Raw genomic sequence first — 12501 nt, 5'->3', positions numbered from 1 at the left:
TACGTCAGCGCGGCTTCACGCCCACGATGCTGCTGACGGGGAGGGTCCGCTCGATGTCGGCGGACCTGTCGCGCCCGCGGAGGCGGCCGCCGGCGAACCCGGTGACCTCCATCGTGAACTCGCGCTCGGTGCCGTCGGGGAGCCGCACCGTCACCACGACCTCGCTGCGGGCGCGCACGGCCTGATCGAGCTCACGCTCGAGCCACGCCGATTCGGTGTCGCCGCCGTCGTGGGCGAGCAGCTGCGTGGCGAGCGGGAGGAGCACCTCCGCGCCGTCGGCGCGCCGCTGTGGCGCGACCGGCGGCCGGCGTCGCCGCAGCGGCTCGGGCTCGCCCGTCGGGTCGAGGGCGACGACCGGGTAGCGCGCGTCGGCGAGCGTCCAGAACACGGCGTCCCGCGAGACGCGTGACGTGAGCTCGCCGTCGCCGCGCACCAGGCCGATCGCCCGCAGCGTCTGGTCCACGGCGATCGTCTGCAGCAGCTGCGGGTCGGGGCTCGTGATCCGCGTACGGCCGGTCGCGGCATCCGTCCCCACGCGCACCAGCCCGTGGCGCGACGCGGTCTGCTCGATGAGGTAGTCGAGCGGCTGGGGGATGCCCGTCAACGACAGCTGCCCGAGGAAGGCGCGGAGGGATGCCGCGTCTTCGCCGCCCGCGACGGCGGCGGCGAGCGTCTCGGCCGTGAAGCGATAGGTCGACGCCTGCGCGCGCGACTCGCGGCGCGCCATCGTCCGCAGGCGCAGGTCGAGCACCGACCGCAAGGGGCCCGGAGCGATCGCCGTGAGGTCGGCCTGCAGGTAGATCCGGTCGATCTCCGCGGGCACGAGGGCGGCGAGCGCCCCCGCGGCGGGGTCGTCGCCGGCCCGCAGCGGCGTCGTCCACGCCGGCTCCATGCCGTTCTCGGCATACAGTCCCCACCGCACGCCGGGCCGCAGCAGTGCCCGCGCGCGCTCGGGCCAGCGCTCGTCCAGCGGGAGCACCGCATCCCAGTCGCTGGGCGCCTGGTAGCCGCCGGGCGCGGTGCGCAGAACGGCGGGAAGCGCGTCGCGCCAGGCGAGCGCCACGGTTGTCCACCGCTGCGCGCCGGGCAACGGCAGCCACGAGTCGCCGGCGTCCGTGAGGCGCCATTCCCGGTCGACGAGGGCGATGAGCCGCGCATCGTCGCCGAGCTGCACGAGGTCGTCGAGCTCATCGGCGTCGGCGACGACATGCGTGTCGATGAGCCGTCGCCGGTCAACCGCCGTGATGGCGCCCGCTCCCGTGACGGTCAGCGGCTGGTCGCCGCATGCCGCGACGACGTCGGTGAGGGCGCGCACCGCCGCGACCGCACGCTCGGCCGTCGCTGCTGCCGCGTTCTCGTCGGCGGGCGGGGGACCCTCCTCGGGCGGGACGTCGGCGACGGCGGATGGGTGGGCGGACAGCGCCAGGCGGAGCCGCTCGCCGACGACCCGGAAGGGGCGCCCATCGTCGTCCAGCAGCGCGAGCCCGTCGAGGCGATCGCGGGCCGGACCAGAGACGGGCGCGCCGGCCGACGCATCCAGCGCCCGCAGTTCGGCGCGGGGAACAAGCCGCAGCGCCTGATCGACCGACGCCGGATCGAGCAGCGCCTCCGCGGCGTCGAAGCAGTCGCGCCAGCCCACGCCGGGCGCCACGGCCCGTGCGGCGAGCAGCTGGGCGAGCCGACCAGGCTCGAGCCGCGCCAGCCGCTGCGCCAGCGCCCGCTCGTCGGAGGTCTCCGCCACTCAGCGCGCCTTGTTCGCCCGTGCCCTCCGCACGAAGCTCATGATGACGACGGCGAGGATCATCAGGAACGCGAGGATCGGCGCGATGTACACGATGATCCCGATCGTCGGCCACAGTCCCTGGTTGAACGTGGCGTGCATCGCCGTGCCGATCATGATCGAGAAGAAGCACACGACCGACAGGACCAGCAGGCCCAGGGCCACGAAGGACAGGATGCGGTCGATCCGACGGACTGGGACGTCGCCGGACGGTGTGCGCGCGCTCATCCGCTTCAGCTTACTCGCCCCGTACCGGTGCCGTAGGCTGGGAGACGGACCTTCGGTCCGCTCATCCACACACGTTCCGCGCCCGCCACCGGGCGCGCTCCGTTTCAGCGAGGTACTCATGCCCACCGGCAAGGTCAGGTTCTACGACGAGGAGAAGGGCTTCGGCTTCATCTCCTCCGACGACGGGCAGGACGTCTTCCTGCACGCCACCGCGTTGCCTGCCGGAGCGGTGGTCAAACCCGGTGCCCGGGTCGAGTTCGGCCTGGCCGACGGCCGTCGCGGTCCGCAGGCGCTGTCGGTGCGGGTGCTCGATGCCCCCGTGAGCCTCGCCAAGCGCTCGCGCAAGCCGGCGGACGACATGGCGATCATCGTTGAAGACCTCGTGAAGCTGCTCGACGGCATCGGCGGCGATCTGCGCCGCGGCCGCTACCCCTCCGGCGCGCACGCCAAGAAGGTCGCGGCGCTGCTGCGCAAGGTCGCCGATGACTTCGACGCCTGAGCCCGGCGCCGACGCCGTCGTGCCCGACGAGCGACTGCTCGCCGCGCACGACGTCGCCCTCGCGGCGCTGCACGAGATCACGCGGCCGGAGACGGTCGGCGACCCGGCCGGCTACGCCGTGGAGCCCGACGGTGTGGTGTCGCTGCGGTTCGCGAACCGCATGCCCGGGTATCCCGGCTGGTTCTGGACGGTGAGCCTGGCCGTCGTCGAGGGCGCGGAGCCGACGGTCCTGGAAGCCGAGCTGCTGCCGGGTGCGGATGCGCTGCTCGCTCCCGAATGGGTGCCCTGGGCCGTGCGCCTGGCCGAGTATCAGGCGCAGCAGCAGGCGGCCGCGGCCGCGCGTGACGACGCCGCCGACGAGGAGACCGGCGACGACGGGGCCGACTCTGAGCTCGACGAGGACGAGCTCGACGAGGACGACCTGGAGGAGGAGCTCGACGGCGAGCTCGATGACGTCGACGACCTCGATGCGGCCGATTTCGACGAGGACGCGTCGCCGATCCTGCACGCGGGCGACGTGGACGGCGTCGACATCGACGAGCTCGACGACGCCGCGGACGCCGAGGACGACTCGGACGAGGACTCGGACGACGAGGACGACTCGGACGAGGACGAGTCGGACGAGGACGACTCGGACGACGAGGACGACTCGGACGACGAGGACGACTCCGACGAGGACGAGTAGCCGCTCGCCTCCTTTCGTCGAAATCGTACGATTTCGACGAAACCACATCAATCTGCGCGCGGTTTCATGTGAGCTCGGCGATGTGATGTGCATTCGCGGTATCCGACGGGTGCGCCGAAGCCGGCATGGCAGCGCCGAGGTGACTGCCGCGAGAGGCCGGGCCAGATGCCCGCAAGCGTGACCCGGGACGGGCTACTGCGCGAGGCGCTCGACGGTGTAGTCGATGCAGCGGGTGAGCGCACGCACATCGTCGGGCTCGATCGCCACGAACGTCGCGACGCGCAGCTGGTTGCGACCGAGCTTGCGGTACGGCTCGGTGTCGACGATCCCGTTCGCGCGGAGGCTCTTGGCGACGGCCGACGCATCCACCGACTCGTCGAAGTCGATCGTGACGACCACGGGGGAGCGGTCGGCGGGGTCGGCGGCGAACGGCGTGGCGAACGAGGATGCCTCGGCCCAGTCGTACAGCAGCCCCGACGACTCGCCCGTGCGGGCGCCGGCCCAAGCGAGACCGCCGTTGCCATTGATCCAGCGCACCTGCTCATCGATCAGCAGCAGGGTCGCGAGCGCGGGGGTGTTCAGCGTCTGGTTGAGCCGGGAGTTGTCGACCGCGGTCTTCAGATCGAGGAACGCCGGAATGTAGCGGTCGGTCGCCGCGATGCGCTCGATGCGCTCGACCGCGGCCGGGGAGACCGCCGCGAACCACAGTCCGCCGTCGGAGGCGAAGTTCTTCTGCGGGGCGAAGTAGTAGACGTCGGCCTGGCTGATGTCGAGGTCGATGCCGCCGGCGGCGCTCGTGGCGTCGATGACGGTGAGCGCTCCCTCGTCGCCGTGCACACGCTCGACGGGAGCGGCGACACCGGTCGAGGTCTCGTTGTGCGGCCACGCGTACACGTCGACGCCCTCGACGGCCTCCGGCCGCGAGCGGGTGCCGGGTTCGGCCTTGCGCACATCGGGGGCCTGCAGCCACGGTGCGGCCGCCGCAGCGGCGAACTTGCCGCCGAACTCGCCGAACACGAGGTTCTGCGCCCGGTTCTCGATGAGACCGAAGGCCGCGGCATCCCAGAACGCCGTCGACCCGCCGTTCCCGAGGATGATCTCGTAGCCGTCGGGGAGCCGGAACAACTCCGCGAGCCCCTCGCGCACACTGCCGACGAGGTTCTTCACCGGTGCCTGGCGGTGCGATGTGCCGAGGATCTCGGCCCCCGGGCCGGCCAGCGCCGCCACCTGCTCCGGTCGGACCTTCGACGGTCCGCAGCCGAAGCGTCCGTCGGCGGGCAGGATCTCGGCGGGCAGCGCAACATGGCTCATGCGTCGATTCTAGAAGGGGCGGATGCGGCGCCCCGCGCCGGATGACAGCGGATGACGGCCGATAGGCTGGAGCCGACGGCGACTCGGAGAGAACAATGGCAGACCTGATCGACACCACTGAGATGTATCTGCGCACGATCCTCGAACTGGAAGAGGAGAACATCGTGCCGCTGCGCGCGCGCATCTCGGAGCGGCTCGGGCACTCCGGCCCGACGGTGTCGCAGACGATCGGCCGCATGGAGCGCGACGGTCTCGTGCTCGTCGCCGGCGACCGTCGACTCGAGCTGACCGACAAGGGCCGGCACAAGGCCGTCGACGTGATGCGCAAGCACCGGCTCGCCGAGCGTCTGCTGTCGGATGTCATCGGCCTCGACTGGGCGTACGTGCACGAGGAGGCATGTCGCTGGGAGCACGTGATGAGCGAGCAGGTCGAGCGGCGGCTCGTCGAGCTGCTGGGGCATCCCACCGAATCCCCGTACGGCAACCCCATCCCGGGCCTCGACCAGCTCGGCGGCACCGCGTCGATGCAGTTCGAGCAGGGCGTCGTCGGTCTCGTGCGCAAGCTCGACGCCGCCGGGGAGCCGATCCGCGGCACGGTGCGCCGCCTGGCCGAGCCCGCCCAGGTCGATCCGGAGCTGCTGGCGCAGCTGCGGGGGGCGGGAGTGGTTCCCGGCGCCGTCGGCGACTACCGCTACAGCGAGGGCTACGTCCTCGTGCAGATGGACGGCAGTGACGAAGGACTCGAGCTTCCCGTCGAGGTGGCCTCGCACATCTTCCTGGTCGACGCCGACTGATCGCTCTCCACAGACTGTCAGGCGTGGAGCGTGACATATTCGTTACCTTCGGGTAGCCTCGAACGGTCCACAGGCGAGAAGCCCGCCGACGGATACCGCACGGATCGCCTCACCGGCTCGTCGTTCGTGCGGGAAATGCCGCACCGCGTGTCCCGACACCGGTGCCCGTGAAGCATCCGACGAGCCCGTGCCCGGCTGTGCCGGATGCGGAGGCACGGAGGTCAGCTTGGCTGAACAGAACGACCCGACCGCCCCGGCGCAGGAGTCCCCCGCAGGTCTCCCCGCCACCCGACGCGGTCAGCGCGCCGCCGCCGCTGCCACCCACAGCCCGGCCGCCCGCACATCCCCCGTCCGTACATCGTCCGCCCGCAAGTCGCCCGTCCGCCGCGTCGCCGTCATCGGCGTGATCGCCGCGCTCGTGGGAACCGTCTCGATCCCGGCGTTCGCCGCGGCGAACTCGACGCCCGAGGCGAAGACGATCCAGCAGCTCGCCGCCGACGACGCGCAGTCGGTCGTCGTCGCCTCGGCGGCCGATGCCCGCGAGGCCGGCAACGGCGCGGCACTGAGCCGCAGCAGCTACTCGGCCACCACGTCGGACGAGATCCGGAAGAAGAAGGCCGAAGAGGCCGCGGCCGCCCGCGCCCGCGAGGCGGCGAAGGTCGCTGCGCTCAACGCCTCGTCAAACAGCTCGTCCAGCAGGTCGTACAGCAAGATCGACCTGAACATGGTCGGCCCGGGCACCGGATCGATCCGGTGGCCGCTCGCCACGATCAGCCACATCGGCGACGGATTCCACTCCCGTGGCGGCGAGCACCAGGGCGTCGACCTGCTGGCTCCCGGCGGCACTCCCATCTTCGCCGCGACCTCCGGCACCGTGAAGGTCTCGAGCGAGAGCTACTACGGGTACGGCGTCGCCATCACGATTGTGACGAACATCGGCGGGAAGTCGGTCGAGACCCTCTACGGTCACATGCGCTACGGCAGCCGTCAGGTCTCGAGCGGTCAGCATGTCGAGGTCGGCCAGGCGATCGGCCGGGTCGGCAGCACCGGCCGCTCCACGGCGAACCACCTGCACTTCGAGGTCGCGCTCGGCGGCACGAAGGTCGACCCGCTGGCCTGGCTGCGCGCGAACGCGAGCTGACGCATCCTGATCCTCGACGCGCCGCCGACCCCGTTGCGGGCCCGGCGGCGCGTCGAGGGTTTACGCTGTTCCCGGACGCTCGGATCGCAGCGGAGGGAAGCCGATGGGCAGCACACCACGCATTCGCACCATGGATGCGCTCGGCCTGCACGTCCTTCGGCATCATGAGATCGGATGCCGCACCGGGAGTGCGGCCGCCAGGCGCCGTCTGTGAGACGGCGTCTTTTTTCATACCCTTCGTGAGGTCGTCGCGCGCCGTGTCGAATGTCCGGGAAGCCGTCTCGGACCGTTCGTGAGGATGGCAGATGCGCACACTGGTGCTGAATGCAGGATATGAGCCACTCGCCGTGGTCTCGTTCCGCCGGGCCCTCGTCCTGGTGATGAATGAGAAGGCCATGATCATCGAGCGCGTCGACGACGCGCCGGTGCTCGCCGCCACCACCGCCTACGACAGACCGGCCGTGATCGTCCTGACCCGGTACGTGCGCGTCCCGAACGCGCGCAGCATTCCGGTGACCCGACGGGGCGTGCTGCGCCGCGACGCGTTCCGCTGCGCGTACTGCGGCAGCCACGCCGGCACGATCGACCACGTCATGCCCCGCTCGCGAGGCGGCAAGGACTCATGGGAGAACCTCGTCGCCTGCTGTCAGCGCTGCAACAACAGCAAGGGCGACCGCACGCCGCAGGAGATGTCGTGGGAGCTGCGATTCGTGCCGCGCCCGCCCCGCGGCGCGCACTGGACGGTGCGCGGCGTCGAGCGCGCCGATCCCCGCTGGGAGCCCTATCTCGCGCTGGCGGCCTGACCCGGGCATGGGTGGGCGGGGTGCGCCGGGGCGATCGTGGCGCGGGACGCAAGTCCCCTGCCGGACGCGGCGCGAGCGGAGTATGGTCTGGCTCGCACCCCATCGGCGGCCCGAGCGCCGGCACGGATGCCGATCGGCGGCGCACCTGGACGGGCATCGGCACGGACGAGCATCGGCACGGACAAGGGGGTCGAGATGCATCTGGCGGTGGCGGGAAGCACCGCGCGCGTGCGCGGCACGGTACAGGTCCCGAATTCCAAGTACCACGCGCATCGTGCGCTGATCCTCGCGTCCCTGGCCCCCGGCACGAGCCGCATCGCGGGCCTCAGCGACGCCCGGCACGTGCAGTACACGGTCGATCTGCTGCGTGCGCTCGGCATCCGCGTCGACGTCGACGGCGACACGTTCATCGTGCACGGCGGCCCGTATCGCCCCCGGCGCGAGCGCGTCAGCGTGGGCAGTTCGGGCACCACGCTGTACTTCATGGTGGGCCTTGCCGCGCTCGCCGACCGCGACCTCCTCGTCGCGGGACAGAAGTACTTCGATCGTCGACCCATCGGGCCGCTGCTGGAAGCGCTGCGGACGCTGGGGGTGGATGCCTCCTCCGAGACCGACTGCCCGCCCATCCGGGTCCGGCACGGCCGACCGCGGGGCGGCACCGTGCACATCGCCGGCACACTGTCGCAGTGGGTGTCGGCGCTGCTGCTCGTGGCGCCGTTCGCGCGCGAGCACACGACCGTCATCGTCGACGGGCCGTACAACGAGCGCAGCTACGTCGACCTGACGGTCCGGATGATGGCGCAGTTCGGCCTCCAGGTCGACGTGTCCGCCGACGGGCGTCGATACGACATCGCACCCGGCCAGAGCGCCCATCCCGCCGACCTCCGGCTGCCGCCCGACATCGGCTCGGCCGCGTTCGGGATCGCCGTCGCGGCGCTGCGGCCCGCCGACGTGCTGCTGACCGGCCTGCACAGCATCGACGCCGCCGATCTCGACCATCCGGAGGCCGACTTCCTCGCGATCGCACGACGCATGGGCGTGCCGATGACCGTCGATGCCGCGGCCGGCGGCGTGCGGGTGCGGCACGACGGCATCCGGCTGCGGGCGACGGATGTCGACTGCCGTGCTGTGCCCGACATGCTCCCCGTGCTGTCGGCCATGGCGGCCACCGCCGACGGCGAGAGCGTGTTCCATGACGTGCAGCATGTGCGGCTGAAGGAGTCCGACCGGGTCACCTCGATGCTGCAGCTGAACCAGATGGGCGGCGATCTCGAGGTCGACGGCGACGATCTGCGCATCCGCGGCGTCCCCCGCCTGCACGGCACGCATCTGTCGTCGTTCAACGACCACCGCGTGCTCATGTCGCTCGCGGTCGCGGCGGCGGCGGCGTCCGGCCGCTCCACGCTCACCTTCCCGAACGCGTACCGCATCTCGTATCCCCAGTTCCTCGATGCGATGGGCGAGCTGCACGTCGACATGCAGGTCGAGAAGGGGCCCGCTCGTCCCACCGCGCGACGCCTCCCTCCCGACGGCACCGTCGAGGCCGCCGCGCAGGTCACCGGCGCGGAATGGGTGCGGCGCTGGGCGAGTGAGCGTCCGCACGGGCTCGCGGTGGTGGATGCCGCAGCCGACCGCACGACCCGCCTGACGTGGGCCGAGCTCGACCGCGAGGTCGACAAGGCCGCTGCCCTGCTGCTGGAGTTCGGCGTCGGGCACGGCGACCGGGTGGCCGTGCAGCTGCCGAACTGCAGCGGGTTCGTCGTGCTCGCGGCCGCGGCTGCGCGCATCGGCGCCGTGATCTGCCCGATCATGCCGATCTTCCGGCATCGCGAAGTGGCCATCGCCCTCGCGCGGTCGAAGGCGCGCGTCCTGGTCGTCGCCGACAACTTCCGCGGCCGGCAGCACGACCGCGAGATCGCCGAGATCCTCGACGGGCCCTCGGCCGGCGACCTCGCCCTGGAGCACGTGCTCGTGCTGCACCTGACGCCCGGCGTCGCGCACATCCTGCCCTCGTGCGACAACCCCCGCGTGCGGTGGGACGCGTGGCACCGTGCATCGGCGTGGGCGCACGTCGACCGGGAGGCGATCGACGGACACGCGCCGCACCCGCAGGATGCCGCGCAGCTGCTGTTCACCTCCGGCACATCCGGCGAGCCGAAGGGCGTCATCCACCGGCACGAGTCGTTGAGCCGGGCGGCGCGCATGGAGATCGAGCAGCTGCCGCTGAATTCGACCGACGCGATCTACATCCCGTCTCCGCTCGCACACCAGACCGGGTTCCTGTATGGGATGTGGCTGGCGTGGGTGCTCGGTGTTCCGCAGATCCTGCAGCGCAACTGGAATCCGACGCACGCCCTGGAGGTGCTGAACGAGTGGGAGGGGACGTTCGTGCAGGCGGCCACGCCGTTCCTCACAGACCTCGTGCACGAGGTCGAGGCCGGGGGCCCTGCGCCCCGGGCGCTGCGGATCTTCGTCGTCACCGGCGCCGCCGTGCCGCGCGCGCTCGCCGAACGGGCCACGCGCGTGCTCGGGGCGAGCGTCTGCGGCGCGTTCGGGACCACGGAGACGGGCCTCGCCGCGCTCGGCAGCCCGGCCGATCCGCCGGCCAAGGCATGGGGCACCGACGGCCGCGCGCTGCGCGACGTGCGGCTGCGCATCGTGGACGATCGGGGACGCCCGGTCGCCGACGGCGTCGAGGGTGACTTCGAGCTCACCGGGCCGACGGTCTTCGACGGGTACCTCGACCGCCCCGACCTCACCGCCGAGGCGTTCACCGCCGACGGCTGGTACCGGACCGGAGACCTCGCGACGATCGATCAGGACGGCTATCTGCGGATCACCGGTCGCGTGCGCGATGTCATCAACCGCGGCGGCGAGAAGATCCCCGTCTCCGAGATCGAGCAGCTGCTGTACCGGCACGACGCCGTGGACGACGTCGCGATCGTCGCGATGCCCGACCAGCGTCTCGGTGAACGTGCCTGCGCGTTCGTCGTGCTCGCCCCCGGCGCGAACCTCACGTTCTCCCAGCTGCAGAGCTACCTCGACGACTGCCAGGTGTCGAAGAGCTACTGGCCCGAGCGCCTCGAGATCATCGACAGCCTGCCGCGCAACGCCGTCGGCAAGGTTCAGAAGTTCCTGCTGCGCGAGCAGGCCGCCACGCTGCGACCACAGCGATTCGCCGCCGTCGCCGATCCCCACGACAAGGAGGGCACTCTCGATGACCAGCACACCGACGACGCTCGATGGACGCGGACCTCGAATCGAGGAGCATGAGTACGACGAGCTCCTCGCCGAGGTCACCGCGTGGGTGCGCGGACCCGGAGAGGAGTGGGCCGAACGCATCGAGGAGACCGGCGCCGTGCCGCCCGAGCTGCACGCCGAGCTGAAGCAGCGCGGCTACCTCAGCATGGCGGCCCCCACCGAGCTCGGCGGCCGCGGACTGGGATTCACGCAGTGGATGGGCCTCATGGAGGTCTTCTCGCGCTCCCACGCCTCCATCCGGATGCTCGTGCACGTGCTGAACGGCACATGGCGCGCGATCAACCCGCACGCCACCGACGAGCAGCGCGAGCGGTTCGTGAAGCCCATGGTCGCCGGAGACATCCTCGTCGCCTTCACCCTCACCGAGCCCGGCAACGGCACCGGCGCCGACCTCACCTGCACCGTCCGTCGTGACGGCGATGTGTACCGGCTGAACGGGCGCAAGCACCTCATCACGTTCGGGGTGACGTGCGACTACTGGCTGCTGTTCGCGCGCATCGAGGGAAGCAGCGGCAAGGCCGGCGTCGTGGCGCTCCTCGTCGACCGCGACGCACCCGGCGTCACCGTCGAGGACACCTCGAACACGATGGGCGTGCGCGGCACCGACCACGCGACCCTGACCTTCGCCGACACCCCCGTCCCACTCGCGCAGCGGCTCGGCGCGGAAGGTGACGGACTGGCGATCGCCCTGGGCGGCTTCCTCACCCCGAGCCGCATCTCCGTCGCGATGAGCTGCGTGGGCCTCGCCGAGCGGGCTCAGGAGCTCGCCGTCGACTACGCGACCGGCCGCGTCACGTTCGGCAAGCCGATCGCCGCCCGCCAGGCGATCGCGTTCATGATCGCGGAGAACGAGGCCGACATCCAGGCGGCCAAGCAGCTCACCCTGCACGCGGCCCGGGAATGGGAGCGGGGCGCACCCGACGCATCCGCCCTCTCCTCCATGGCGAAGATGATCGCGGTCGACATGCTCACCCGGGTCACCGACAAGGCGCTGCAGATCCACGGCGGGGTCGGGTACTGGAAGACGTCGCCGATCGAGCGCGTGTACCGGGATGCGCGTGCACAGCGCTTCGAAGAGGGCACCAACGAGATCCAGAAGACGGTGGTCGCCCGCGACGTGCTGGACCGTGCCGCGGCGGGAGGCCGCGCATGACCGCGGCCGCCGAGGACCGCGCGCCCGCGGGGGAGTACGCCGGCCGGATCGCCGTGATCACCGGGGCGTCCCGCGGCATCGGCCGCACGCTCGCGCTGAGCCTCGCCGCCAAGGGCGCCACGGTGGTGGTGAACTACCGCACGAACGCCGAGCTCGCCGATGAGGTCGTGGCGCAGGCGCGTGAGGCAGGCGGCGACGGGATCGCGGTGCAGGCCGATGTGGAGAGCCCGGAAGACATCGTGCGGCTGTTCGACGCGGTGGCCGCCGAGTACGGCCGGCTCGACTTCTTCGTCAACAACGCCGCCGCGGCGGCGTTCAAGCGGGTCGTCGACCTGAAGACGCACCACCTCGACAGGTCGTACGCGATGAACCTGCGCCCGTTCGTGCTGGGCGCGCAGGAGGCGGTCAAGCTCATGGACCGGGGCGGCCGGATCGTCGCGGTGTCGAGCTACGGCAGCGTCCGCGCCTTCGCGACCTATGCCGCGCTCGGGTCGTACAAGGCCGCGGTGGAGTCGTTCATCCGGTTCATGGCCGTCGAATTCGCGGGGTACGGCATCACCGTCAACGGGGTGAACGGCGGGCTCATCGACTCCGATTCGCTCGAGTACTTCTACGGGATGCCGGGAATGGCGCCGATGCAGAAGGTCATCGACGCGATCCCCCTGGGCCGGCCGGGCACGGTGCACGATATGGCCGATGCCATCGACTTCCTGCTGTCGGAGCGGGCGGGATACATCACCGGCCACACGATCGTCGTCGACGGAGGGATGACAGTCGCCGCGCCGCCGTACTGGCACGACACGACCGACCCGCTGGGGCTGCCGCCGCGCCCGACCCGGGGGTAGC

The 12501-nt window shown here is 71.4% G+C and carries 11 protein-coding genes; 8 read left to right on the top strand and 3 right to left on the bottom strand.

Annotation, left to right across the window (positions count from 1 at the left end; translation table 11 throughout):
- Positions 1 to 4 precede the first annotated feature (4 nt).
- Together AC3RX1_RS14145 and AC3RX1_RS14140 are read right to left on the bottom strand one after the other, a co-directional pair.
- Positions 5 to 1741, bottom strand: coding sequence for a helicase-associated domain-containing protein (locus AC3RX1_RS14145; protein WP_491501890.1), 1737 nt, complete (start codon positions 1739 to 1741; stop codon positions 5 to 7).
- Positions 1742 to 2008 carry a multidrug ABC transporter ATPase gene (locus tag AC3RX1_RS14140; RefSeq protein WP_491501889.1) on the bottom strand — a complete coding sequence of 89 codons (267 nt, stop codon included), beginning with the start codon at positions 2006 to 2008 and terminating at the stop codon, positions 1742 to 1744.
- Between the two features lie 118 nt (positions 2009 to 2126).
- On the opposite strand from AC3RX1_RS14140, the gene AC3RX1_RS14135 reads away from it, so the two are divergent.
- Both AC3RX1_RS14135 and AC3RX1_RS14130 read left to right on the top strand, forming a co-directional pair.
- Positions 2127 to 2507, top strand: a complete 381-nt coding sequence (locus AC3RX1_RS14135) for a cold-shock protein (RefSeq protein ID WP_491501888.1) — start codon at positions 2127 to 2129, stop codon at positions 2505 to 2507.
- The gene (locus AC3RX1_RS14130; protein WP_491501887.1) at positions 2491 to 3192 is read left to right on the top strand and encodes a DUF3027 domain-containing protein; all 702 of its coding nucleotides are present in this window, start codon (positions 2491 to 2493) and stop codon (positions 3190 to 3192) included. Before AC3RX1_RS14135 ends, AC3RX1_RS14130 begins: the two co-directional genes overlap by 17 nt.
- A 192-nt stretch (positions 3193 to 3384) precedes the next feature.
- On the opposite strand, the gene serC is transcribed toward AC3RX1_RS14130, so the two are convergent.
- The gene (gene serC / locus AC3RX1_RS14125; protein WP_491501886.1) at positions 3385 to 4503 is read right to left on the bottom strand and encodes a phosphoserine transaminase; all 1119 of its coding nucleotides are present in this window, start codon (positions 4501 to 4503) and stop codon (positions 3385 to 3387) included.
- A 95-nt stretch (positions 4504 to 4598) separates the two neighbouring features.
- On the opposite strand from serC, the gene AC3RX1_RS14120 reads away from it, so the two are divergent.
- From AC3RX1_RS14120 to AC3RX1_RS14095, 6 genes are all read left to right on the top strand, one after another.
- Entirely contained in the window at positions 4599 to 5297 is a 699-nt protein-coding gene (locus AC3RX1_RS14120; RefSeq protein WP_491501885.1) for an iron-dependent transcriptional repressor DtxR, read from the top strand.
- A gap of 226 nt (positions 5298 to 5523) precedes the next feature.
- A complete protein-coding gene (locus tag AC3RX1_RS14115; RefSeq protein ID WP_491501884.1) occupies positions 5524 to 6438 on the top strand; it encodes a M23 family metallopeptidase in 915 nt (304 codons plus the stop codon).
- Between the two features lie 305 nt (positions 6439 to 6743).
- Positions 6744 to 7241 carry an HNH endonuclease gene (locus AC3RX1_RS14110; RefSeq protein WP_491501883.1) on the top strand — a complete coding sequence of 166 codons (498 nt, stop codon included), beginning with the start codon at positions 6744 to 6746 and terminating at the stop codon, positions 7239 to 7241.
- A gap of 195 nt (positions 7242 to 7436) precedes the next feature.
- Positions 7437 to 10514 carry a 3-phosphoshikimate 1-carboxyvinyltransferase gene (gene aroA, locus AC3RX1_RS14105; protein WP_491501882.1) on the top strand — a complete coding sequence of 1026 codons (3078 nt, stop codon included), beginning with the start codon at positions 7437 to 7439 and terminating at the stop codon, positions 10512 to 10514.
- Positions 10459 to 11655, top strand: a complete 1197-nt coding sequence (locus AC3RX1_RS14100) for an acyl-CoA dehydrogenase family protein (RefSeq protein WP_491501881.1) — start codon at positions 10459 to 10461, stop codon at positions 11653 to 11655. The genes aroA and AC3RX1_RS14100 overlap by 56 nt, the downstream gene beginning before the upstream one ends.
- Complete coding sequence (locus AC3RX1_RS14095) at positions 11652 to 12500, top strand: SDR family oxidoreductase (RefSeq protein WP_491501880.1); 849 nt, start codon at positions 11652 to 11654, stop codon at positions 12498 to 12500. The genes AC3RX1_RS14100 and AC3RX1_RS14095 overlap by 4 nt, the downstream gene beginning before the upstream one ends.
- Position 12501 lies beyond the last annotated feature (1 nt).

Source organism: Microbacterium altimontanum (assembly GCF_058349865.2).
The sequence above is the reverse complement of the archived record's forward strand: the minus strand, read 5'-3'. Positions and strand labels throughout refer to the sequence as shown.

Bases quoted from the DNA above. Each gene is read 5' to 3' on its own strand.
- AC3RX1_RS14140 (WP_491501889.1), bottom strand. From the start codon at position 2,008: ATGAGCGCGCGCACACCGTCCGGCGACGTCCCAGTCCGTCGGATCGAC.
- AC3RX1_RS14135 (WP_491501888.1), top strand. From the start codon at position 2,127: ATGCCCACCGGCAAGGTCAGGTTCTACGACGAGGAGAAGGGCTTCGGC.
- AC3RX1_RS14130 (WP_491501887.1), top strand. From the start codon at position 2,491: ATGACTTCGACGCCTGAGCCCGGCGCCGACGCCGTCGTGCCCGACGAG.
- serC (WP_491501886.1), bottom strand. From the start codon at position 4,503: ATGAGCCATGTTGCGCTGCCCGCCGAGATCCTGCCCGCCGACGGACGC.
- AC3RX1_RS14120 (WP_491501885.1), top strand. From the start codon at position 4,599: ATGGCAGACCTGATCGACACCACTGAGATGTATCTGCGCACGATCCTC.
- AC3RX1_RS14110 (WP_491501883.1), top strand. From the start codon at position 6,744: ATGCGCACACTGGTGCTGAATGCAGGATATGAGCCACTCGCCGTGGTC.
- aroA (WP_491501882.1), top strand. From the start codon at position 7,437: ATGCATCTGGCGGTGGCGGGAAGCACCGCGCGCGTGCGCGGCACGGTA.
- AC3RX1_RS14100 (WP_491501881.1), top strand. From the start codon at position 10,459: ATGACCAGCACACCGACGACGCTCGATGGACGCGGACCTCGAATCGAG.
- AC3RX1_RS14095 (WP_491501880.1), top strand. From the start codon at position 11,652: ATGACCGCGGCCGCCGAGGACCGCGCGCCCGCGGGGGAGTACGCCGGC.